Raw genomic sequence first — 21544 nt, forward strand, 5'->3', positions numbered from 1 at the left:
GGAGTCTATGTCGGGGCGCGGCGGCCGGGATGAGTAGGCTTGCGGCCATGACGAAGTGGGAGTACGCGACGGTGCCGCTGCTGTCGCACGCGACGAAGCAGATTCTCGACAACTGGGGCGAGGACGGGTGGGAGCTCGTCTCCGTCATCCCGGGCCCGTCCGTGGACGGAGACCCGCGCAACCAGCAGCTGGTCGCCTACATGAAGCGGGAGAAGTAGCCGTGGCCACCCCGGAGGAGCGCCTCGCCGCGCTCGGCCTGGAGCTGCCCGAGGTGCCCAAGCCGCTGGCCTCCTACACCCGGACGGTGCGCACCGGCGACCACGTCTACGTCTCCGGGCAGATCCCGGTGGTGGACGGCGCCCCGGCCGGAACCGGCAAGGTCGGCGCCGAGGTGACCCCGGAGCGGGCCGCCGAGCTCGCCCGGATCTGCGCGCTGAACGGCATCGCCGCGGTCAAGGCCGAGGTCGGCGAGCTGTCCGCGGTGCGCAGGGTGGTCAAGCTGGTCGGGTTCGTCGCCAGCGACCCGCGGTTCACCGGGCAGCCGCAGGTGATCAACGGCGCCAGCGATCTGATCGGCGAGGTGTTCGGCGAGGCGGGCGTGCACGCCCGCAGCGCGGTCGGGGTCGCCGTGCTGCCGCTGGACGTCCCGGTCGAGGTGGAGATGATCGTCGAGGTCGGCTGAGGCCGGCCGCGGGGAGGGCGGGGCTCCGGTGCCCGCCCTCCCCGGTGATCCCGGCGCCGCGGCCCGCTCAGAGCGCTCTGACCGGGCCGCGGCACCGAGACCACCGCTTCGGGGGCCGACCCCGGGGGCCGGGCGCCGCCCTCCCGCGGGGTACCGTTCGGCCATCGCCCCCGGAGGAGGTCGAGGATGACGAAAGAGCCGGTGCGGCCGCGCGACGCCGCCACGGTGATGCTGCTCCGCGAGGCCCCCGGGCCCGGCGGCGGCCTCGAGGTCTACATGCTGCGGCGCGCCCCGTCCATGCCGTTCGCCCCGGGCGCGTACGCGTTCCCGGGCGGCCGGGTGGACGGGCGCGACGCCGACCAGGACACCGGCTGGGCCGGACCCGGCCCCGAGGAGTGGGCGGACGTCCTCGGCACCGGGGTGCCCGCCGCCCGCGCCCTGGTCTGCGCGGCGGTCCGGGAGACGTTCGAGGAGTCCGGCGTGCTGCTCGCCGGGCCGTCGGCGGACCGGGTCGTCGCCGACACCCGCGGCGACGACTGGGAGGCCGACCGGCTCGCCCTGATCGACCGCTCGCTCTCCTTCGCCGAGCTGCTCTCCCGGCGCGGCCTGGTGCTCCGCACCGACCTGCTGCGCGCCTGGTCGCAGTGGATCACCCCGGCGGGCGAGCCGCGCCGGTTCGACACCCGGTTCTTCGCCGCGGTGCTGCCGGAGGGGCAGCAGACCCGCGACGTCGGCGGGGAGGCCGACCGGGTGGCCTGGATCCGCCCCGCAGAGGCGGTCCGCCGGTGGCGCACCGGCGAGCTGGCGATGCTCCCGCCCACCGTCGCCACCTGCATGGACCTCGCCGAATGCGGGTCGGTGGCGGAGGCGACCGCCGGCCACCGCAGCATCTTCCCGATCGAGCCGGTGCTCCGCGAGGTCGACGGCGAGCGGCGCATCGTCGTCCCGGACGGCGCCGTCTACCCGCTGCCCGGCGGGCGGGAAGGAGGCCCCCGATGAGGATCGACGGCTCCGGAACGCTCCGCGCCGGCTGCGTGCTCTGCCCCAACCCGGGCCCGATGACCCTGGACGGCACCAACACCTGGGTGCTGCGCGAACCCGGCGCGCGCGACGTCGTCGTGGTCGACCCCGGCCCGCACGACGAGCGGCACCTGGAGCGGGTCGCCCGGACCGTGCAGGAGCAGGGCGCGCGGGTGGTCGCCACCCTCCTCACCCACCACCACTTCGACCACAGCGAGGGCGCCCGCTACTTCTCCGAGCTCACCGGGTCGCCGGTGCACGCGGTCGACCCGGAGCACCGGATCGGCGGGGAGGGCCTGGAGGACGGCCGGACCATCGAGGCCGGCGGGCTGGAGGTCCGGGTGGTCGCCACCCCCGGGCACACCGCCGACTCGGTCAGCCTGCTGCTCCCGGCCGACGGGGTGCTGCTCACCGGCGACACCGTGCTGGGCCGCGGCACCACGGTCATCATGGACGGCGACGGCGGCCTCGCCGCCTACATGGACACCCTCTACCGGCTGCGCGGGCTGGCGCGCACCGAGGAGCTGCGGGCGCTGCTCCCCGGGCACGGGCCGATCCTGACCGACCCGCTCGGCGTGCTGGAGGGCTACATCGCGCACCGGGAGGAGCGGCTGGCCCAGGTGGTCGAGGCGGTCCGCGGCGGCGCGGCCTCCCCGGCCGAGGTCACCGCGGTGGTCTACGCCGGGGTGGACCCGGCGGTGCTCGGCGCCGCGGAGTCGTCGGTCCGGGCGCAGCTGCGCTACCTGGCCGAGCGCGGCGACATCGGTCGGCTCCCGGTGGAGGCGGAGGAGAACTGAGAGCGCCGCCGGGGAGCCCGCCCCGGTGCAGGGCGGGCCCCCAGGCGGCGGTCCGAGGCCGGTCCTCTAGCGGGCCCGGCGGCGCATCCGCTCGATGTCGAGCAGGACCACGGCCTTGGCCTCGATGCGCAGCCAGCCGCGCAGCGCGAACTCGGCCAGCGCCTTGTTCACCGTCTCGCGGGAGGCGCCGACCAGCTGCGCGAGCTCCTCCTGGGTGAGGTCGTGGTGCACGTGCAGCCCGTCCTCGCCCTCCTTGCCGAACTTCTCGGCGAGCTCCAGGAGCTGCTTGGCGACGCGGCCCGGGACGTCGGTGAAGACCAGGTCGCTCATCACGTCGTTGGTCCGCCGCAGCCGGGCGGCGAGCGCCTTGAGCAGCTGCAGCGCCACCTGGGGCTGGCTGGCGATGAACGGGCGGAGGTCGTCGTGGCCCAGGCCCGCCAGGACCGTGTCGGTCACCGCGATGGCGCTGGCGGTGCGCGGACGGGGGTCGAACAGCGACAGCTCGCCGAACATCTCACCCGGGCCCAGGACGGCCAGCAGGTTCTCCCTGCCGTCCACCGCGGAGCGGGTCAGCTTCACCTTGCCGCTCAGCACGACGTAGAGGCGGTCCCCCTCGTCGCCTTCGGCGAAGAGCGTCTGCCCCCGGCCGAGGCGCACCTCGCTCACCGACGCGCGCAGCGCGGCGGTCGCGTCCTCGTCCAGTGCCTCGAAGAGGGGCGCCTTCCGCAGCACCTCGTTGGTTTCGTCCACCGCTTCCTCCTTGCAACCTGACCGTCAACTACTGTGACCTATATCGCATCCGCGTGGGAAGCCAGGTCGTCGTTTCGGCTTGTCGTCCGTTCGGGCGACCGGCCCCGTCGCAGCCGACGTCAGCCCTCACGATCTTAAACGGCTTCTCCCGCCCATGCCGTGCTGGCAGCGCCGTTCTCACGACATTGCGGACATAATCTGGATCACCGTCCGGGCGGCCCGCCTTCCAGGCCCTACCCTGGCGGCATGGCGACGAGTACGGCCGGGGCCGGGCGGATCCGCCCCAGGAGGCCCGAGACGCGAACGGGACTGGTGCGCAGGGCCCGGCGGATCAACCGCACCCTGGCCGAGCTGTACCCCGACGCGCGCTGCGAACTCGACTTCGAGAGCCCTTTCCAGCTGCTGGTCGCCACGGTGCTCTCCGCGCAGACCACCGACACCCGGGTGAACCGGGTCTCACCGGCGCTGTTCGCCGCCTTCCCCGGACCGGAGGACATGGCCGCCGCCGACCCGGAGCGGATCGAGGCGATCATCCGCCCGACCGGCTTCTACCGCGCCAAGGCCGCCTCGCTGCTCGGCCTGGCCGCCGCGCTCCGCGACCGGTTCGGCGGGGAGGTCCCCGGCACCCTGGAGGAGCTGGTCACCCTGCCCGGCGTCGGACGCAAGACCGCCAACGTGGTTCTCGGCAACGCCTTCGGGGTACCGGGCATCACGGTGGACACCCACTTCGGCCGGCTCACCCGCAGGTGGGGCTGGACCGCCCGGACCGACCCGGTCAAGGCGGAGAAGGAGGTCGCCTCCCTGTTCCCGCCGAAGGACTGGACGATGCTCTCGCACCGGGTGATCTGGCACGGCCGCAGGGTCTGCCACGCGCGCAGGCCGGCCTGCGGCGCGTGCGCACTGGCCCCGATGTGCCCGTCCTACGGCGAGGGGCCCACCGACCCGGAGACCGCCCGGTCGCTGCTGCGCGACGGGCCCCGGGCATGAGCGCCGGCGCCGAGGAGAGGGAGCGGATGGACGGACGGACCCCGCCGGGATGGCTCACCGCGCTGGCCGAGGCCGGCGCCCGGATGGAGGTGCCGCCGATCATGCGCCCGCCCGCCGAGGGCGGCCGCCGCTCGGCCGTGCTGGTGCTGTTCGGCTCCGGCGCCGCAGGCCCCGAGCTGCTGCTGATTCAGCGGAACGACGGGCTGCGCCGCCACTCCGGCCAGCCCGCCTTCCCCGGCGGCTCGTTCGAGGAGGGCGACCGGACCCCCGAGGAGTGCGCGGTCCGCGAGGCGGTGGAGGAGACCGGGGTCGACCCGGCCGGGATCGTGCCGCTGGGCCTGCTCCCCGAGCTCTACATCCGGCACAGCGGGTTCCGCGTCCGGCCGGTGCTGGCCTGGTGGCGGGAGCCCTCCGCGGTGCACGCCGCGGACGCCGGCGAGGTCGCCGACGCCGTCACCGTGCCGGTCGCCGAGCTCGCCGACCCGGCCAACCGGGTCGTGGTCGAGGTGTCCGGCCGCCGGACCGGCCCCGGCTTCCGCGTCCGCGGCATGCTGGTGTGGGGCTTCACCGCGGCGGTGCTGGACGCCCTGCTCACCCTGGGCGGATGGCAGCGGCCGTGGAACGAGGCCGGGCGGGCGGAGGTGGTGCGGCTGGTCCCGCCCGCGGAACCGGCCCGGACCGCCTCCGGCGGGCGGGGATAGCGTAACGGGATGGAAGGCATCGTGCTGGACGTGCTCCTCGTCGTCCTGGTGCTGCTGTTCGCGGGCTCCGGGTACCGGCAGGGGTTCATCGTCGGCGTCATGAGCTTCGCCGGCTTCATCGGCGGCGGCGTGCTGGCGGCGCTCGGCGCGCCGCCGCTGATCCAGCAGCTGGTCGCCGACCCGGGGCGGCAGGCGCTGCTGGCCATCGCGGTGGTCTTCCTCTCCGCGGCGATGGGCCAGTTCCTCGCCTCCTACCTCGGAGCCCTGGTGCGCAACCGGGTCACCCGGGACTCCGCGCGGGTGCTGGACGCGATGGGCGGTGCCCTGGTCAGCGCCGCGTCGGTGCTGCTGGTCGCCTGGCTGGTGGGCAGCGCGGTGGCCAACTCCTCGATTCCGGTGGTCACCGGGCAGGTGCAGAACTCCCGGGTGCTGCACGCGGTCGACCGGACCATGCCGGAGGCCGCGAGCACCTGGTTCTCCACCTTCCGCAAGATCGTCGACCAGAGCGCCTTCCCGCAGGTCTTCAGCGGCCTGGGCACCGGCGAGCCGGCCGAGGTCGCCCCGCCCGACCCCGCGGTGCTCACCACCGAGGAGCTCCGCGGGGCCAGCCAGAGCATCGTCAAGGTGCTCGGCACCGCGCCGACCTGCCAGCGCCGGGTGGAGGGCACCGGCTTCGCCTACGAGCAGGACCGGATCATGACCAACGCGCACGTGGTCGCCGGCGTCACCGAGGACCTCCGGGTGGTCACCCGGGAGGGCAGGCAGCTCTCCGCCACGGTCGTGCTGTACGACCCGGAGATGGACATCGCGGTGCTGGACGTCCCGGGGCTGGGCCTGGACCCGCTGGACTTCGAGCACGAGGCGGAGAAGGGCGACGACGCGGTGGTCGCCGGGTTCCCGAAGAACAACGGGTTCACCGCGGTGCCGGCCCGGATCCGGGCCGAGCAGACCGCCCAGGGCCCCGACTTCTACCACGAGAACCAGGTCAGCCGGGAGATCTACCAGGTCCGCGCGCTGGTCCGGCCGGGCAACTCCGGCGGCCCGCTGCTCTCCCCGGAGGGCACCGTCTACGGGGTGGTCTTCGCCGCCGCCACCAACGAGGACGAGACCGGATACGTGCTCACCGCCGACGAGGTGGCCGGGAACGCCGCCGCCGGCGCCGAGGCGACCGCCCCGGTGGACACCCAGAAGTGCGACTGACCCGCGGTCCCCGGCCGGGAGCCCGATCGGGAACCCGACCAGGAACGGAGCCCCGGTGGAACTGACCGTGCTCGGCAGCGCCTCGCCCTACGCCCGCCCGGGCAACCCCTGCTCGGGGTACCTGGTGCGGCACGGCGGCACCGCCCTGTGGCTGGACGCGGGCCCCGGCACCCTGGCCGAGCTGCAGCGGTACGCCTCCCCGGCGGAGCTCGGCGGGATCTGGCTCTCGCACCTGCACGCCGACCACGCGGCCGACCTGCTGACCGCCTACTACGCGCTGCTCTACGCGGACCTGGAGCCGCCGGGGCCGATCCCGCTGTACGGGCCGCCCGGGACCGCCGAGCGGCTGCGCGGCTTCCTCGGCAACACCGGGCCCACCCCGGTCGAGCGCGCCTTCGACGTGCACGAGCTGCACGACGGCCACCGGGTGCGGATCGGCGGGCTGGAGATCGCCGCGCGCGCGGTCGAGCACGGCTTCCCCGCGTTCGGCGCCCGGATCACCGCCGACGGCGGCGCGGTGCTGGCCTACTCCGGCGACACCGGCCCCTGCACGGCCCTGGACGAGCTGGCCCAGGGGGCGTCGGTGCTGCTCTGCGAGGCCGACCTGGCCGCCCCGGCCGAGGGCGAGGCGGTCCACCTCACCCCGGAGCAGGCCGCCGCGGCCGCGGCGAAGGGCGGCGCCGGCCACCTGCTGCTGACGCACGTCGGCCCGGCGCTCAGCGCGGCGGAGGCGGTCCGCCGGGCCGCCGGGGTCTTCCGGGGCGGGGTCTCGCACGCCGACCCGGGACGGAGCCTCTCGATCGGCTGACCGGCCCCTACCAGGCGTCCGGGCCGGCGGAGAGGTCCTCTCCGGCGAGCCGGCGGGCGTCCACCCGGGCGTCCGCCGTCCAGGCCTCCCGTTCCAGCGCGCGCAGCGCCCGGCGGAGCACATCGGCCGCCTGCTCCCCGTCCCGCCGGGCGGAGCGGAGGATCCGCAGATCCGCGGCTGTCGGGTGGAAGGCGACCGGGCCCGGGCGCACCGTGCTCAGTCCCCGCTCCGGTGGATCTCCACCGACTCCAGGACCACGTCGTCGACCGGGCGGTTCGCGCCCTCGGTGGGCACCCGGGAGACGGCGTCGGCCACCTGCAGGCTCTCCTCGTCGGCGACCTCGCCGAAGATGGTGTGCTTGCCGTTCAGGTGCGGGGTGGGCGCGGTGGTGACGAAGAACTGCGACCCGTTGGTGTCCGGTCCCGAGTTGGCCATGGCCAGCACGCCCGGCTCGGCGAAGGTGAGCGACTCGTCGATCTCGTCGTCGAAGGTGTAGCCGGGGCCGCCCCTCCCGGTGCCCTCGGGGTCCCCGCCCTGGATCATGAAGTCGGGGATGACCCGGTGGAAGACCGTGCCGTCGTAGAAGCCGGGGTCGTCCTCGGCCAGCTCGGCGAAGTTGCGCACCGTCTCCGGGGCGCGGTCGGGGAAGAGGACGAGCTCGATGTCGCCCTCGCTGGTGCGCAGGGTGGCGCCCTGCACGTCGGAGACGGATCCTCCGCCCCCGTCGGCGGCGGAGGATCCGCAGCCGGCGGCGAGCAGGGCCGCGGCGCAGGCCAGGGCGGTGGCCGTGAGGTGTCTGTGCATCAAGGAGTACGGTACCCGGGCGGAGCGCGGCCGGCGCCCGGCGGTGCGGCCGAGCCGGCCGCCGGGCGGGGGTCAGCCGACGAGCTGGGGGCCCTGGCCGTCCGGGGAGGTCAGGGGCCAGCTCATCCGGACCACGGTGCCGTCCTCGGCGGGCTCGATGCTCACCTCGTCGGCGAGCCCGATGATCACCGCCAGGCCGACGTCGGGGGAGAGGCCGGAGACGCCGCCGGGCGGGGTGTGCTCGCCCGGGTAGACGCCGTTCGCGGTGCCGTCCAGGGGCGCGGGGGCGCCCCGGCCCGCGTCGGGCTCCTTGGCCGGGGCCCGGTCGGAGACGACGACCTCGAACCGCTTGGCGGCGCGGCCGTTGGCCGGGGCGGGGATCGTCGGCCCGCCGCGCCCGGGCGGCCTGGCCTCCGATCCGTCGATGAGCTCGATCTCGATCGGCCGGCCGGGGCAGTGCGCTCTGTGCGCCTCCACGGCGCGCGAGCATGCCTCACCGACGGCGAGCCTGATCTCGTCGAGGGCGGATTCGGCGATGCCCGCCCGGCGCGCGACGGCGGTCGCCATCAGGCGGGCCGTGCGCACGTGGGCGGGCAGCGCGCTGATCGTGAGCTGGACGAGGGCCATCTTCTCGCTCGCTAAGCGGCCGGCTACTTGGCGGCGCGCTTGTCGATGGCCTCCTGCACCGACTCATGGATGCCGAAGACCTTGGTCAGCCCGGTGATGCGGAAGATCTTGAGGATCCGCTCCTGGGTGCAGACCAGGTCCAGGGTGCCGTCGTGGGCGCGCACCCGCTTCAGGCCGCCCACGAGCACGCCGAGGCCGGTCGAGTCGAGGAACTCCACCTTCTCCATGTTCACCACGAGGTGGAAGTTGCCCTTGTTGACCAGGTCGATCAGGAGCTCACGCAGCCGAGGCGCGGTATAGACGTCGATCTCACCCTCGACGACGACGATCTCGGTGTCGTCCTTGGTGTAGTGATCCAGCTTCAAGTCCACTAGTCCTCCAGCGCCGAACCGCGAAAAACCGCGAGTGATCTGTGCCGGGCGTTACCCCACAGAGCGGCATTCAACCACGCTTTCACGTCCCGGCTTCCCGCTTCCCATGAGAAAACCGTGACACCGCGCGTCCCTTCCCCCGGATGCCACACTGAAACCGGTGGTCACCTGCCACTGCGCCGTTCCGGTGCGCCGAAGGAGGGCTCCAGGTGGATCTGTGGGAATCGACACTCGGGCGATCGTGGCGTGACCATACCCCGAACCCGCAGGTGACACATGTGGAGCGGCTGGCACGTAGCGAACCGGTAAGCGAAGAGTGGCCGGCATGGACACCGTCCTCGGTGCGGCGGAGGATGGCCGGCGCGGGCGTCGAGGCCCCCTGGTCGCACCAGGTGGCGGCCGCGAACATGGCACGCTCCGGCGACAACGTGATCATAGCGACCGGTACCGCCTCGGGGAAGTCGCTGGCCTTCCTGCTCCCGGCGGCCGAGGCGGTGATCGGCGGCGGGACGGTGCTCTACCTCTCGCCCACCAAGGCGCTCGCCGCCGACCAGCTGCGCGCGGTGCGCGAGGCGGGCCCGCCGGAGCTGATCGGCGCGGTCTACGACGGGGACACCCCGCGCGAGGAGCGGGCCTGGGTCCGCGCGCACGCCAACTACGTGCTCACCAACCCGGACATGCTGCACCGGGCGGTGCTGGAGCGGCACCCCTCCTGGGCGGGCTTCCTGCGCCGGCTCCGCTACGTCGTGGTCGACGAGGCCCACCACTACCGGGGCGTGTTCGGCTCGCACGTCGCCCAGATCCTGCGCCGGCTGCGCCGGGTCTGCGCCCGGTACCGGGCCGAACCGGTGTTCATCCTGGCCTCGGCCACCACCGGCGCCCCGGAGGAGAGCGCGTCCCGGCTGACCGGCCTGCCGGTGCGCGCGGTGACCGAGGACGGCTCGCCCCGCCCGGCCGTCGACTTCGCCCTGGTCGAACCGGAGCTCACCGAGCAGACGGGGGAGCGCGGCGCGCCGGTGCGCCGCACCGCCACCGCGGAGACCGCCGCCGTCCTGGCCGAACTGGTCTCCCGCCGGGTCCGCACGCTGGCCTTCGTCCGCTCCCGGCAGGGCGCGGAGGTGGTCGCGCTGACCGCGCGGCGGACGCTGGCCGAGGCCGGCCGCCCGGACCTCGCCGAGAAGGTCGCCGCCTACCGGGCCGGCTACCTGGCCGCGGACCGCCGGGAGCTGGAGGACGGGCTGCGCGGCGGCGGGCTGCTCGGGCTGGCCACCACCAACGCGCTGGAGCTCGGCGTGGACATCACCGGGGTGGACGCGGTGCTGGTGGCGGGCTGGCCGGGCACCCGGGCCTCGCTGTGGCAGCAGGCCGGGCGGGCCGGCCGGCGCGGCGCCGACGCGCTGGCGGTGTTCGTCGCCCGGGACGACCCGCTCGACACCTACCTGGTGCACCACCCGGAGGCGATCTTCGGCCGCTCGGTGGAGGCCGCCGTCATCGACCCGGACAACCCCTACGTGCTCGGCCCGCACCTGTGCGCGGCCGCCGCGGAGCTGCCGCTCACCCCGGAGGACCTGGAGCTGTTCGGCCCGGCGGCCGGGGAGGTCGCGGCCGACCTGGTCCGCCGGGGCCTGCTCCGGCGCCGCCCCCGCGGCTGGTTCTGGACCCGCCGGGAGCGGGCGAGCGACCTGGCCGACATCCGGGGCGCCGGCGGCCCGCCGGTGCAGATCGCGGACGCCGAGACCGGCCAGCTGCTCGGCACCGTCGACGAGGCGGCGGCCTGCGGCACGGTGCACGAGGGCGCGGTCTACCTGCACCAGGGCGAGAGCCACGTGGTGCAGGAGCTGGACCTGGAGGAGCGGGTGGCGCTGGTCCGCGCGGCGGAGCCGGGCTACTCGACCTGGGCCCGGGAGGTCACCGAGATCGAGGTGCTGCGCTCCCGGGAGCGGCGCTCCTGGGGGCCGCACGAGGTGCACTTCGGCGATGTCCGGGTGGGCCGCCAGGTGGTCGGCTACCTCAAACGCGACGTGCGCACCGGGACGGTCCTCGGCGAGCAGCCGCTGGACCTGCCGGAGCGCTCGCTGGACTCGCGCGCGGTGTGGTGGACGCTGGCCCCGGAGACCGCCGAGCGGCTCCGCGCCGAGGGGGTGGAGCTGCGCGGCGCGGCGCACGCGGCCGAGCACGCCGCGATCGGCCTGCTGCCGCTCTTCGCCACCTGCGACCGGTGGGACATCGGCGGGGTTTCCACAGCCCTGCACGCCGACACCGGGCGGCTGACGGTCTTCGTCTACGACGGCCACGAGGGCGGCGCGGGCTTCGCGGAGCGGGGGTACGCGGCGGCTCGGGAGTGGCTGGCGGCGACCCGCGCGGCCATCGCCGACTGCGAATGCGCGTCCGGCTGCCCCTCCTGCATCCAGTCTCCGAAGTGCGGAAACGGAAACGATCCGCTGAGCAAGCCGGGGGCGCTGCGGCTCTTGGACGCACTGCTCGACGCGGCGGTGAACGACGCGGGAACGGGCCGTGATCGCTCCGTGATCGGCGGACCGGAAACCCCGGTAGAGGGAAGCGCGGAAAGCCGCCCGCCGAAGTTTTCCACAACGTAATTCACAGCCTGTGGGTAATCCGGCGGGCGATTCCCCGGGTTGTCCACAGGCCGTGGATTTCCCATTCCGGTTCGCCTCCTCCGGGTCCACCGTGGACCCGTGCCGCGCGCTCCGAGCACGTCGCGCGGCCCGGAACGGCCCCAGGAGGTCCCAGTGAACCACGCCCGCCCCCTCCGCCCCGCGCGCACCGCGGCGCGTTTCCCCGACCGGGGAATGTCCACCGCCGAGTACGCGGTGGGCACCGTTTCCGCGGTGGCCTTCGCCGCGGTTCTCTACGCGATTCTGACCAGTGCCGAAGTGCGCGACGCGCTCACCCGGATCGTCATCGATGCGCTCCAGGCCGCCGGCTGATCCGCGCCGGGAACGCGGGCAGGCCACCGCGGAGACCGCCGCCGCGCTGCCCGCGCTCGCCGCCGTACTCGCCCTGTGCCTGGCCGCGATCCAAGCGGTCGCGGCCCACCTGGCCTGCGTCGACGCCGCCCGCGCCGGTGCCAGGGCGCTGGCCCGCGGCGACGACCGGTCGGCCGTGCTCGCCGCGGTCGCCGAGGCCGCCCCGCCCGGGGCGTCCGCCTCCGTCGTCCGCTCCGGCGGCTACGCCCGGGTCGAGGTCACCGCCCGGGTGCGCCTCGGCCCGGGGCTGCCGGCCCCGGTCGAGGTCGGCGGCCGCGCCGCCACCCCGCTGGAGGGCGTCGGCGCGGCCCACCCGCAGGAGGGCGCCCCCGCGCCCGCGGAAGGCGCCCCGCCGGCACCGGAGGTACCGGACACGCCGGAGGAGCCCGGACCGGCGGAGGCGGCGGAGGAGCCCGGAACCGCGGAGGCACCGCCATGACCCGGCCCCGCCGCGACACCGGATCCGGGACGGTGTGGGTGCTCACCCTGTGCATGCTGCTCTGGTTCGCCGCGGCCGTCGCGGTGACCGTCGGCGGCGTCCGCACCGACCGGCACCGCGCCGCCGCCGCGGCCGACCTCTCCGCCCTGGCCGCGGCGGCCCGCGCCGTCGAGGGCCCCGAAGCCGCCTGCGCCGCCGCGGCCCGGACCGCCGCGGAGAACGGCGCGGACCTCACCGACTGCCGTGTCTCCGGCCCCACCGCCGCCGTCGAGGTGGCCCTGCCCGCCCGCACCTGGCCCGCCCCCATCACCGCCCGCGCCCGAGCCGGCCCCGCCACCCCACTCCCGGCCGGCGGCCCGGCCCCGGCCCCCGGCACCACGGCGCCGAGCACCGCCGCCCCCGACGGCACACCGCCCCGCCCCGGAGCCGCGAACAGAGCCCGCGAGAGCACGCCCCGGCGCCGCTCCGTCCCGTCCCGGCCCCTTCCACGCCGAAGCCGATGCCCGGGTCGGCCCGCCTCCTCCCTCCCGACCGGTCGCCGAAGACCACCGCCGCCCCGAGCCGGGGCCGGGCACCGCCCCCGGGCCGGGCCCGCTCAGGAGGCGGTGCCGCCGGTGCTCTGCGGCGGGGCGGAGTCCCCGTCGGCCCGCCGCAGGTGCGTCGGCACGGCCCTTCGGCCATCCGAGGAAGACGAAGCGGAAGAGGAGGACGGCGGCATGCCGCCCAGGACACGCCGATCCCTGACCTCGCGGGCGGTGCCGCTGCTGTGCGCGCTGTGCGGCGCCCTCGCCCCCGAACCGACGCCCACCGCGCCCCCGGTCGGGCCCGAGTGCTCCTCCCCGGCGGCCCCCACCGAGACCCCCGCCGAGGAGAGCCCGCCGGAGCCGCCGCCCGCCCGGCCGGCACCGCCCCCGGTGCCGCCGCGCAAACCCGACCTCCCCGATGAGCCCGCCGCCCGGCCCCGGACCCCCGAACCGCGGTCCTCCTCCGGGGAGGACGGCGACCCGTCCCCGGCCCCGCCGTCGCCCTCCCCCTCCCCGTCGCCGTCCCGGTCCGCGGAGCCCTCCCCGTCCCGCACCCCCTCCGCGCCCCGGGCGGAACCGCCGACCCGCTCCGGCCCCGCCCCGCGCGTCGAATACGGGCACCTGGCGCCCCGGGCGGCCCTCGGCGACCCGCTGGCCACCGCCGCCGCATGGGCCGCCCCGCTGCTCACCGCGGCCGTCATCGTCCTCCGGCTGACCGTCGGCTGGCCCCGGTTCCCGCCCCGCTACCGGGGCCGGCGCCGGTCACGGCGGGGCGAGGCCGCCGAGCAGGCCGGCGACGAGGGGGACCACCCCGATGAGCACGAAGGCGGGCAGGAAGCACAGCCCCAGCGGGGCGACGACCAGCACCGCGGTGCGCCGGGCCCGCTCCAGCGCCCTGCCGTGCGCCTCCGACCGCGCCTCGGCGGCCTGCCGCTCCAGCAGATCGGCCAACGGGGAGCCGTTCTCCGCCGCGCGGGCCAGCGCCCGCCCCACCGCGGCCGGCTCCGGCGCTCCCCCCGCCGCCCAGGCCTCCGCGGGGTCGGCGCCCAGCCGCTGCCGCTCGGCGATCTCGCCCAGCAGCCGCCCCAGCGGCCCGTCCAGCGCGGTGGAGAGCACGGACAGCACCTCCACCGGCGCGCCCCCGGCCCGCACCCCCGCCGCCAGCAGATCCAGCGCGAGCGGGAGATCCGCCGCGATCCGGGCGGCGCGCTCCCGCTCCCCGGCCCCCGCGGTGCGCCGCAGCCCCCACCACAGGGCCGCCCCCGCCGGCACCCCCAGCAGGACCGCCGGGCCGGCCCCGGCGACCGCCCACAGCGCGGCGGCGGGGGCGCACAGCACCGCGACCGCCGCGACCCGTCCGGCCGCCCGGCCGCGCCGCGCCCCCGGCCGCGCCCGCACCGCCGTCCGGCCGGGCACCGCCGCGGCCAGCCGCAGCCGCCCCACCGACGTCCCGGGGAACAGCAGCAGGCGCACGGCGGCCCCGCCGAGCAGCGCGACCGCGATCAGCAGCAGCACGGCGCCTCCCGCACACCACCGGCACCGCCTCCCGGGCCCTGGGGGCGTCCCGGCGGCGGAGCGCAGGCCGGCCGCCCCCGGCGCCCCGGCGGCGGGCTCACCGGAGGCCGCCTTCGTCCAGGGAGCGGCGCACCATGCGGTGCACCCAGTAGAGGCCGGCGGCGTCCAGGGCCGCCCCGGCGGCCAGGCAGCCCAGGCCCGCGGGGGTGGTGAACAGGAACGCCACCGGGCCGCCGCCCATCGCGCCGGCCATCCCCAGGCCCGCCGCGGGCAGCACCGCCAGCAGCAGCGCGGTGGTGCGCGGGCCGGCCAGCTGGGCGGAGAGCTCCCGGCGCCGGCCCTCCTCCAGGTCGAGGGCGGCGGCCAGGCGCTCGGCGACGCCGGCGAGGCCGGCGCCGGACCGGGCCGCCACCGCCCAGCAGACGGCCAGCCGCGCCATCCCGGCGCACCCGGGGGCGGCAGCGGCCCGGCGCAGCGCGCCACCGGGGTCGGCACCGCCCCGGCCAGCCGCGGCGACCGCGGCCATCCCCGCGGCGCCGACCGCCTCGGCCTCCCCGGCGGCCGACGCCAGCGCGGGCCCCGGCGGGCGTCCGGAGCGCAGCTCCGCGGCGAACACCCGGCACAGCGCCACCGTCGCCCGCCGCCCCCGGACCCGGGAACGGCCGGTCGCCGCGGCCGCCCGGGCCCGCGCCCGGGCGGCCGCGGACGCCAGGACGCCGGCCCGGCGCCGGGCCGGCCGCCGCACCGCGGCCCGCAACCGGAGCAGCCCCCGGGGCGGCAGGAAGGCCAGCGCGACCAGGCCGAGCAGCCCCGACGCCAGCGGCCACCACCCGCTCACCGGTCCTCCCTCCACCCGGTGCCCACCCGGGCCGCCAGGTCGGGGTGGCCCTCCCCCTCGGCCCACCCGCCGGCGGCGTCGAAGCGGACCGCCGGCACCGCCGCGGCCAGGCCGTCGGGGCCCCGGCGCAGCACGCAGACCTCGGACGGCGCCCGCCGCCCGTCCGGACCGCGCACCATGTGCACCGCCACCGCCCGCGTCGCGCACAGCTGGCCGTGCGCGGCCTCCCGCCCCAGCCCGGCCGCGCAGGCCAGCGCCTCGATCCGGGCGGGCAGCTCCGCGGCGGCGTTGGCATGCAGAGTCCCCGCGCCCCCTTCATGGCCCGTGTTCATGGCGGCCAGCAGCGACACCACCTCCGGGCCGCGCACCTCGCCGACCACCAGCCGGTCCGGGCGCATCCGCAGCGCTTGGCGGACCAGCTGGTCCAGGGTGACCTCGCCGGTGCCCTCGATGTTGGCCGGGCGGGCCTGCAGCCGGACGACGTGCGGGTGGTCCGGGCGGAGCTCGGAGGAGTCCTCCACCAGCACCAGGCGCTCGCCCGGGTCGGCCAGCGACAGCAGGGCGGAGAGCAGGGTCGTCTTCCCGCTCCCGGTGCCGCCGGTGAGGAGCAGGGCGGCCCGGGACCGGACCAGCGCGGCCAGCAGCCGGGACGCGGCCGGCGGCAGCGCCCCGCGCGCGCTCAGCTCCGCCAGGCCGAAGCCGTGCCGCGGCGGGATGCGCAGCGACAGGCACGCCCCCTCCGGGGCGATCGGCGGGAGCACCGCGTGGAACCGGGCACCGGACGGCAGCCGGGCGTCGCACCAGGGGGCGGAGGCGTCCAGCCGCCGCCCGGCCTGCGCGGCCAGCCGCCGGGCCAGCCCGCGCACCGCCTCCTCGCCGGAGAAGCGGACCCCGGCCGGGCGGAGCCCGCCGGCGCCGTCGATCCACACCTCCTCCGGGCCGTTCACCAGGATGTCGGTGACCTCCGGGTCGTCCAGCAGGGGCTCCAGCGGCCCGGCGCCGGACAGCTCGGCACGGAGCGCCCGGACCACCTCCAGCACCTCGGCGTCGCCGAGCACCCCGCCCTCGGCGCGCAGCGCCGCGGCCACCCGGGCCGGACTGGGCTCCACCCCGTCGCGGGCCAACCGGGTACGGACCGCCTCCACCAGCCCGGGCCCCGGTCGCGGCGCGTTCACCGGCCACCGCCTTCCCGGGGACGGGCCGGACGGCCGCCCCGGCGCCGCCCCGCCCGAGGAGCGGGCGCCGCACCGGCAGGACCGGAGAGCGGACCGGCCACCGGCCGGCGCCCCGCCCGCCAAGGCGGCGCTCCGGCACGGCGCCCCCGGTACACCGATGCACGGACGCCCCACCCTCGCGGACGCGAACCGGCCCCCTTGCACCGGGCCCGCAGCCGGGCGCCGGGGCACCGCCCGATGCCCTGGGGCGCCGAGGGGCCTCCGGTCTCCGACCGCCGGCCTTCCCTGCCGGGAGGCGTACGGAGGCGCCGCTCGCGGGCCCGGGCGGCAGAGGGTCTCCCGGGTCCTGGCCGCCGGTTCTGCGGCCGGGGGACGCCATGCCGGACGGACACGTGGACGGGCCGCCCGCGCCCCTGGGCGGACGCGGGGCCACCGGCCCCCATGCACCGCAGGGGGCCGTGCACCGGGGTCAGCATCGGGCCGCCTCCCCGGTGCGGGCCGCCGCCAGCAGGCGGTCGGCGGCGCGGGCCAGTACCGACGACGGCCGCGCCCCGGGCAGGTCGCCCCGGTCCAGGGCGCGGCCCAGCCGGGGGTCGTCGGGAACGTCGCCGAGGAGCGGCAGCTCCAGCGCGGACGCGACCGCCGCCCCGGGCAGCGAGGCGTCCGCACCCCGGGTGACCAGGAAAGGGGCGGCGGCCAGGGCGCGCAGCGCCGGCACCGCCCGGTAGGCGGCCATGACCGCCAGGAAGTCGGCCGGCACCACCAGCAGGGCGGCGGTGCAGCGGCGCAGCGCCTCCTCCGCGCACGGGCCCAGGGAGCGGGGCAGGTCCAGCAGGACCAGGTCGCAGCCGAGCGCCGCGGCCCCCAGCACCGCGCGCAGCGCGGCCGGCGGGACCTCCGCGGCCGGCCCGCGCGGCCAGGTGACCAGCGGGCAGCCGCGCACCGACGGCAGCACACCGCGCAGTGCGTCCCAGCTCATCCGGCCCTCGCGCGGGACGAGGGCGTCCCACCGGGTGCCGCCCAGGGAGTCCCCGCCGCAGAGCAGGTCCAGCCCGCCGCCCAGCGGGTCGGCGTCCAGCAGCGCGGTGCGCAGCCCGGCGCGCACCCCGGCCAGGGCGAGCGCGACCGAGAGCACGCTGGCCCCGGCGCCGCCGCGGCCGCCCAGCACGGCGAGGACCGCGCACGGCCCGGCGCGGTGCTGCGCGGAATCGGCCAGCAGGCCGGCCAGCCGCTCCTCGTCCTCGGGCAGCCGGAGCAGGGCCCGGGCGCCGATGCGCAGCGCGTCGGCCTCGGCGGGCGGGCCGGTGCCGTCCGGCTCCCCGCGCAGCGCGACGACCGCGTTGGGGTGCCGGTCCGGTTCCAGCTCGGCGAGGCCGGCCAGCAGGTCGCCGCCGACCACGGCCAGCGGGGCGCGGCCCCAGTCCCGCCCGGCCAGGGCGGCGGAGTCCGCGACGGAGACCTCCACGGACGCGGCGGCGGCCAGCCGGAGCAGGTCGTCCAGGAGATCGGGGTCGGCGGTGGCGAGCAGGGGGCGGGCGGGAGGTGCGTCGTTCATGGCCCGACCATCGCCCAGGGGGCCGCGGACCGGAAAGAGGCGATCGGGGCCCTGTGGACGAACGGGGCTGTGGACAAGGACGGCCCCCGCCGGGGGGAGGGCGGGGGCCGTCCGCGGTCCGGCTCCGGGGGGGTAGAGCCGGCTCCGTTCCAGGAGAGGTCCGGGTCGGTCGGCGCACAGGGCGGCCGGTCACGGGCAGAAGAGGAGAGGGGACGCCCGCGAGCGGCGCAGGCGCTCGGTCGAGGTAACAAATCCGATACGCAACGTTACCACGCGGGCGGCGAGCGGAGGAGGGGAACGGAGACTCCGCCCCTCTTTCCAAAGTGCCTGATCAGGCGTACAAAAGAAGACAGGAGGTGGGTGAGGACCCACTGGGCACGGCAACCGGGTACCCACGCGTCACTCAGGCCGCGGAAGGCCCGTCCAGACCAGGTCGCTCCTGGTCGGACCAGGTATGGAGCACGCTTGATAGCCCGGGGCGACGTGCTCGCGGCGGCGCTCCGTCCGCACCCGTGGCGGATGCGGGGAGCGCCGTTCGCCGTGTTCGGGATGTGACCCAACCGAGACCTGCGCCGGTGCGGGGGCGGCAGCCCTTCCCCGCTTCCCCACCGGGCCCGCCCGTACCCGCCGATCCCGGAACAGGGGGCGGAGCGCGGCCGGCGCCCGGTCCGCATCGACCGCCGCCGCACCGGGAGGGCGACCGCCGATCGGCCGCGTGAACGGCGCACCGGGGCGGCGCGCCTAGCCGCGCTTGAGCGCCTCGCAGGTGGCCAGGGAGTCCCGGGCGCCGTCGGCGACCGCGGTGCAGCAGTGCACCACCCAGGCGGCGACCCCCTCCGGGGTGCCGGTGGTGTACCCGCGCAGCGCCTCGGCGTACTCCTCGCGCCGCTGCCGGTGGCCCAGCTCCGGCGGGACCAGCGACTTCGGGTCCAGCCCGCGGTCGATCAGGGTCAGCCGCCCGGCGGCCCGCGCCACCAGCCCGTCGCCCCAGCCGAACGGGCGCAGCGCCAGCAGCTCGCCGTGCACGACCGCCGACACCACCAGCGCGGGCACCGATGCGTGCGCGTCCAGCAGCCCGTCCAGGCCGTCCAGGCGCGCGGCCACCGCCCCGGGGGACGGGGGCTCGCCGAGGCCGAGCGGGTCCTGCGCCGGCTCCCCGGCGGCGCGCGGCCGGCCGAGCGCGTCGGCGCCGACCCCGTCCGCGGCGGCCAGCGTGTGCAGCCGGGCCAGCACCTGCCGGGGCGCCTTCCGCCAGACGTCCACCAGCTGGCCGAGCTCGCCGGAGACCCGCAGCGCGCCCTTGATCAGCGGGTCGTCCGCGGCGCCGGAGCGGACCTCCTCCAGCTCGGCCCGGGAGCCGTCCAGCACCGCCGACGCGTGCGCGCCGCGCAGCGCGGACTCAAGGGAGACGTCGGCGCTGCGCCGCCGCAGCACCCGATGGCCGAGGAGCCGGTCGACGACGGTCCGGGTCTCCTCGACCGCCTCGCCGACACCGGGAAGTTCCGCGATCCGCTGCAGCGGATCTGCTGTCACCGCGTTCACGGCCCCAACCCTACGTGAAGGCTACGCGCGAGTAACCCCCGCCCGGGCGTTTTCGCACCTGCGGGCACTTGTCGCACCGGCCACCCGGTTGATGGAGTGGGCCCCGCCACGTGATTCAGTACATACGTCGGCAACGGCCTTCGAGACGCTTAAAGGAGCTGTGCACCGGTGGCTGAGACTTCGCAGGGGCAAGAGGCCCTGTCCAATCTGCTTCACGAGTCGCGTCGCTTTCCTCCGCCCGCAGACCTCGCCGCAGCGGCCAACGTGAAGGCCGACGCCTACGAGACCGCCGCCGCAGACCGCACCGCCTTCTGGGCGGAGCAGGCCGGCCGGCTGCGCTGGGAGAAGCCCTGGGACACCGTCCTGGACTGGCAGCCCCCCTTCGCCAAGTGGTTCACCGGCGGCGAGATCAACGTCGCGGTCAACTGCCTGGACCGGCACGTCGAGGCGGGCCTGGGCGACCGCGTCGCCTACCACTGGGAGGGCGAGCCGGGCGACACCCGCACCATCACCTACGCCCAGCTCAAGGACATGGTCTGCCAGGCCGCCAACGCCCTGCTCGAACTGGGCGTGACCAAGGGCGACCGGGTCGCCATCTACATGCCGATGATCCCGGAGACGGTCGTCGCGATGCTGGCCTGCGCCCGCATCGGCGCCGTGCACATGGTGGTCTTCGGCGGCTTCTCGGTGGACGCACTGGGCACTCGGCTCGACGACAGCGCGGCCAAGGTCGTCGTCACGGCCGACGGCGGGTACCGGCGCGGCGCGCCCAGCTCGCTCAAGCCCGCGGTCGACCAGGCGGTCGCCGAGCGCCCCGCGGTCGAGCACGTGCTGGTGGTCCGGCGCACCGGCCAGGAGGTCGACTGGACCGAGGGCCGCGACGTGTGGTGGCACGACATCGTCGACCGGCAGAGCACCGAGCACGCCGCCGAGGGCCATGACGCCGAGCACCCGCTGTACATCATGTACACCAGCGGCACCACCGCCAAGCCCAAGGGCATCCTGCACACCACCGGCGGCTACCTCACCCAGGTCTCCTACACGCACTGGGCGGTCTTCGACATCAAGCCGGAGACCGACGTGTTCTGGACCGCGGCCGACATCGGCTGGGTGACCGGGCACTCCTACATCGTCTACGGGCCGCTCTCCAACGGCGCGACCTCGGTCATGTACGAGGGCACCCCGGACACCCCGCACAAGGGCCGGTTCTGGGAGATCGTCGAGAAGTACAGGGTGACCATCGCCTACATGGCGCCCACCGCGATCCGCACCTTCATGAAGTGGGGCGCGGAGATCCCGGCCCGGTTCGACATGTCCAGCCTGCGCATCCTCGGCTCGGTCGGCGAACCGATCAACCCCGAGGCCTACGTCTGGTACCGCAAGCACATCGGCGGCGACCGCACCCCGGTGGTGGACACCTGGTGGCAGACCGAGACCGGGGCGATCATGGTCAGCCCGCTGCCCGGGGTCACCGAGGGCAAGCCCGGCGCCGCCATGCGCCCGCTGCCCGGCCTGGCGGTGGACGTCGTCGACGAGAAGGGCGAACCGGTCGGCGACGGCGAGGGCGGCTACATCGTCGTCCGCGAGCCGTGGCCGTCCATGCTCCGCGGCATCTGGGGCGACCCGGAGCGGTACAAGGACACCTACTGGTCCCGGTTCGACGGCCTCTACTTCCCCGGCGACGGCGCCAAGAAGGACGAGGACGGCGACCTCTGGCTGCTCGGCCGGGTCGACGACGTCATGCTCGTCTCCGGGCACAACATCTCCACCACCGAGGTGGAGTCGGCCCTGGTCTCGCACTCCGCGGTCGCCGAGGCCGCCGTGGTGGGCGCCAAGGACCCGGTCTCCGGCCAGGCCATCGTCTCCTTCGTGATCCTGCGCGGCGAGGCCGGCGACGGCGGCGAGGCCCTGCTCAAGGAGCTCCGCGACCACGTCGCCTCCTCGCTCGGCCCGATCGCCAAGCCGCGCAAGATCATGGTCGTCCCGGAGCTGCCCAAGACCCGGTCCGGCAAGATCATGCGCCGCCTCCTCCGCGACGTCGCGGAGAACCGGGAGCTGGGCGACGTCTCCACGCTCACCGACGCCGGATCCATGAAGACGATCAGGGACGCGTTCGGCTCGGCCGGCGGTGACGACGAGTAGCGCCCCACCGGCGCGCGGCGGGCCCCGGGGACGGCTTCCCGGGGCCCGCCGCGCACCCCGGCCCGGGGCGCGGGGCCCGT

At 76.6% G+C, this 21544-nt stretch carries 22 protein-coding genes and 1 pseudogene; 13 read left to right on the forward strand and 10 right to left on the reverse strand.

The features are described from left to right. Positions 1 to 47: 47 nt before the first annotated feature. From D459_RS34630 to D459_RS0123560, 4 genes are all read left to right on the forward strand, one after another. Positions 48 to 218 carry a DUF4177 domain-containing protein gene (locus tag D459_RS34630; protein ID WP_017595461.1) on the forward strand — a complete coding sequence of 57 codons (171 nt, stop codon included), beginning with the start codon at positions 48 to 50 and terminating at the stop codon, positions 216 to 218. 2 nt (positions 219 to 220) lie between these two features. Next, positions 221 to 682 (forward strand): RidA family protein, encoded by a 462-nt coding sequence (locus tag D459_RS0123550; RefSeq protein WP_017595462.1) that lies wholly within the window; start codon positions 221 to 223, stop codon positions 680 to 682. A 186-nt stretch (positions 683 to 868) separates the two neighbouring features. Beyond that, entirely contained in the window at positions 869 to 1681 is an 813-nt protein-coding gene (locus tag D459_RS0123555; protein ID WP_017595463.1) for an NUDIX hydrolase, read from the forward strand. Next, positions 1678 to 2499, forward strand: a complete 822-nt coding sequence (locus D459_RS0123560) for an MBL fold metallo-hydrolase (RefSeq protein ID WP_017595464.1) — start codon at positions 1678 to 1680, stop codon at positions 2497 to 2499. Before D459_RS0123555 ends, D459_RS0123560 begins: the two co-directional genes overlap by 4 nt. 66 nt (positions 2500 to 2565) lie before the next feature. On the opposite strand, the gene D459_RS0123565 is transcribed toward D459_RS0123560, so the two are convergent. Further along, positions 2566 to 3249 carry a Crp/Fnr family transcriptional regulator gene (locus D459_RS0123565; RefSeq protein ID WP_017595465.1) on the reverse strand — a complete coding sequence of 228 codons (684 nt, stop codon included), beginning with the start codon at positions 3247 to 3249 and terminating at the stop codon, positions 2566 to 2568. Positions 3250 to 3495: 246 nt separating this feature from the next. Here D459_RS0123565 and nth point away from each other — a divergent pair, with 246 nt between their 5' ends. The 4 genes from nth to D459_RS0123585 are packed head-to-tail and all read left to right on the forward strand — an operon-like array spanning position 3496 to position 6945. Further along, positions 3496 to 4236 carry an endonuclease III gene (gene nth / locus D459_RS32535; protein WP_081620681.1) on the forward strand — a complete coding sequence of 247 codons (741 nt, stop codon included), beginning with the start codon at positions 3496 to 3498 and terminating at the stop codon, positions 4234 to 4236. A 26-nt stretch (positions 4237 to 4262) separates the two neighbouring features. Further along, the gene (locus D459_RS32540; RefSeq protein WP_020380314.1) at positions 4263 to 4937 is read left to right on the forward strand and encodes an NUDIX hydrolase; all 675 of its coding nucleotides are present in this window, start codon (positions 4263 to 4265) and stop codon (positions 4935 to 4937) included. Between the two features lie 21 nt (positions 4938 to 4958). Next, on the forward strand, positions 4959 to 6137 hold the full coding sequence (locus D459_RS0123580) for a MarP family serine protease (protein ID WP_026120697.1): 1179 nt from the start codon (positions 4959 to 4961) through the stop codon (positions 6135 to 6137). A gap of 55 nt (positions 6138 to 6192) precedes the next feature. Next, the gene (locus tag D459_RS0123585) at positions 6193 to 6945 is read left to right on the forward strand and encodes an MBL fold metallo-hydrolase (RefSeq protein WP_017595469.1); all 753 of its coding nucleotides are present in this window, start codon (positions 6193 to 6195) and stop codon (positions 6943 to 6945) included. A 7-nt stretch (positions 6946 to 6952) separates the two neighbouring features. On the opposite strand, the gene D459_RS0123590 is transcribed toward D459_RS0123585, so the two are convergent. From D459_RS0123590 to D459_RS0123605, 4 genes are all read right to left on the reverse strand, one after another. After that, positions 6953 to 7156 carry a hypothetical protein gene (locus D459_RS0123590; RefSeq protein WP_017595470.1) on the reverse strand — a complete coding sequence of 68 codons (204 nt, stop codon included), beginning with the start codon at positions 7154 to 7156 and terminating at the stop codon, positions 6953 to 6955. A gap of 5 nt (positions 7157 to 7161) precedes the next feature. Further along, the gene (locus D459_RS0123595) at positions 7162 to 7749 is read right to left on the reverse strand and encodes a peptidylprolyl isomerase (RefSeq protein WP_017595471.1); all 588 of its coding nucleotides are present in this window, start codon (positions 7747 to 7749) and stop codon (positions 7162 to 7164) included. Between the two features lie 72 nt (positions 7750 to 7821). Further along, positions 7822 to 8376, reverse strand: coding sequence for an ATP-binding protein (locus tag D459_RS0123600; RefSeq protein WP_017595472.1), 555 nt, complete (start codon positions 8374 to 8376; stop codon positions 7822 to 7824). 23 nt (positions 8377 to 8399) lie between these two features. Then, on the reverse strand, positions 8400 to 8747 hold the full coding sequence (locus D459_RS0123605; protein ID WP_026120698.1) for an STAS domain-containing protein: 348 nt from the start codon (positions 8745 to 8747) through the stop codon (positions 8400 to 8402). Positions 8748 to 9016: 269 nt separating this feature from the next. Here D459_RS0123605 and D459_RS32545 point away from each other — a divergent pair, with 269 nt between their 5' ends. The 4 genes and pseudogenes from D459_RS32545 to D459_RS37085 form a co-directional block, all read left to right on the forward strand. After that, positions 9017 to 11344 carry a DEAD/DEAH box helicase gene (locus D459_RS32545; RefSeq protein WP_081620682.1) on the forward strand — a complete coding sequence of 776 codons (2328 nt, stop codon included), beginning with the start codon at positions 9017 to 9019 and terminating at the stop codon, positions 11342 to 11344. Between the two features lie 153 nt (positions 11345 to 11497). Then, positions 11498 to 11695, forward strand: coding sequence for a DUF4244 domain-containing protein (locus D459_RS0123615; RefSeq protein WP_017595475.1), 198 nt, complete (start codon positions 11498 to 11500; stop codon positions 11693 to 11695). Continuing rightward, complete coding sequence (locus tag D459_RS32550) at positions 11673 to 12173, forward strand: TadE family type IV pilus minor pilin (protein ID WP_017595476.1); 501 nt, start codon at positions 11673 to 11675, stop codon at positions 12171 to 12173. The genes D459_RS0123615 and D459_RS32550 overlap by 23 nt, the downstream gene beginning before the upstream one ends. Positions 12174 to 12226: 53 nt before the next feature. Beyond that, positions 12227 to 12445 (forward strand): annotated as a pseudogene (locus D459_RS37085) (Rv3654c family TadE-like protein); the annotation flags it as partial. Between the two features lie 1014 nt (positions 12446 to 13459). Here D459_RS37085 and D459_RS0123630 read toward each other — a convergent pair. The 5 genes from D459_RS0123630 to D459_RS0123650 all read right to left on the reverse strand — a co-directional run bounded on the left by D459_RS0123630 (position 13460) and on the right by D459_RS0123650 (position 19322). After that, entirely contained in the window at positions 13460 to 14212 is a 753-nt protein-coding gene (locus D459_RS0123630) for a type II secretion system F family protein (RefSeq protein WP_017595478.1), read from the reverse strand. A 97-nt stretch (positions 14213 to 14309) separates the two neighbouring features. Continuing rightward, entirely contained in the window at positions 14310 to 15050 is a 741-nt protein-coding gene (locus D459_RS0123635) for a type II secretion system F family protein (protein ID WP_017595479.1), read from the reverse strand. After that, positions 15047 to 16225 carry a TadA family conjugal transfer-associated ATPase gene (locus D459_RS0123640; RefSeq protein WP_026120700.1) on the reverse strand — a complete coding sequence of 393 codons (1179 nt, stop codon included), beginning with the start codon at positions 16223 to 16225 and terminating at the stop codon, positions 15047 to 15049. Before D459_RS0123640 ends, D459_RS0123635 begins: the two co-directional genes overlap by 4 nt. Before the next feature lie 469 nt (positions 16226 to 16694). After that, complete coding sequence (ssd, locus tag D459_RS0123645) at positions 16695 to 17780, reverse strand: septum site-determining protein Ssd (RefSeq protein ID WP_017595481.1); 1086 nt, start codon at positions 17778 to 17780, stop codon at positions 16695 to 16697. Between the two features lie 741 nt (positions 17781 to 18521). After that, entirely contained in the window at positions 18522 to 19322 is an 801-nt protein-coding gene (locus D459_RS0123650) for a Fic family protein (RefSeq protein ID WP_017595482.1), read from the reverse strand. A 168-nt stretch (positions 19323 to 19490) separates the two neighbouring features. Between D459_RS0123650 and acs the strand changes: the two genes are divergently transcribed. After that, positions 19491 to 21464: an acetate--CoA ligase gene (gene acs / locus D459_RS0123655; RefSeq protein WP_026120701.1), complete on the forward strand. Its 1974-nt coding sequence runs from the start codon at positions 19491 to 19493 to the stop codon at positions 21462 to 21464. Positions 21465 to 21544 lie beyond the last annotated feature (80 nt).

It is taken from the genome of Nocardiopsis potens DSM 45234 (genome assembly GCF_000341105.1).
GTDB lineage: Bacteria > Actinomycetota > Actinomycetes > Streptosporangiales > Streptosporangiaceae > Nocardiopsis_A > Nocardiopsis_A potens.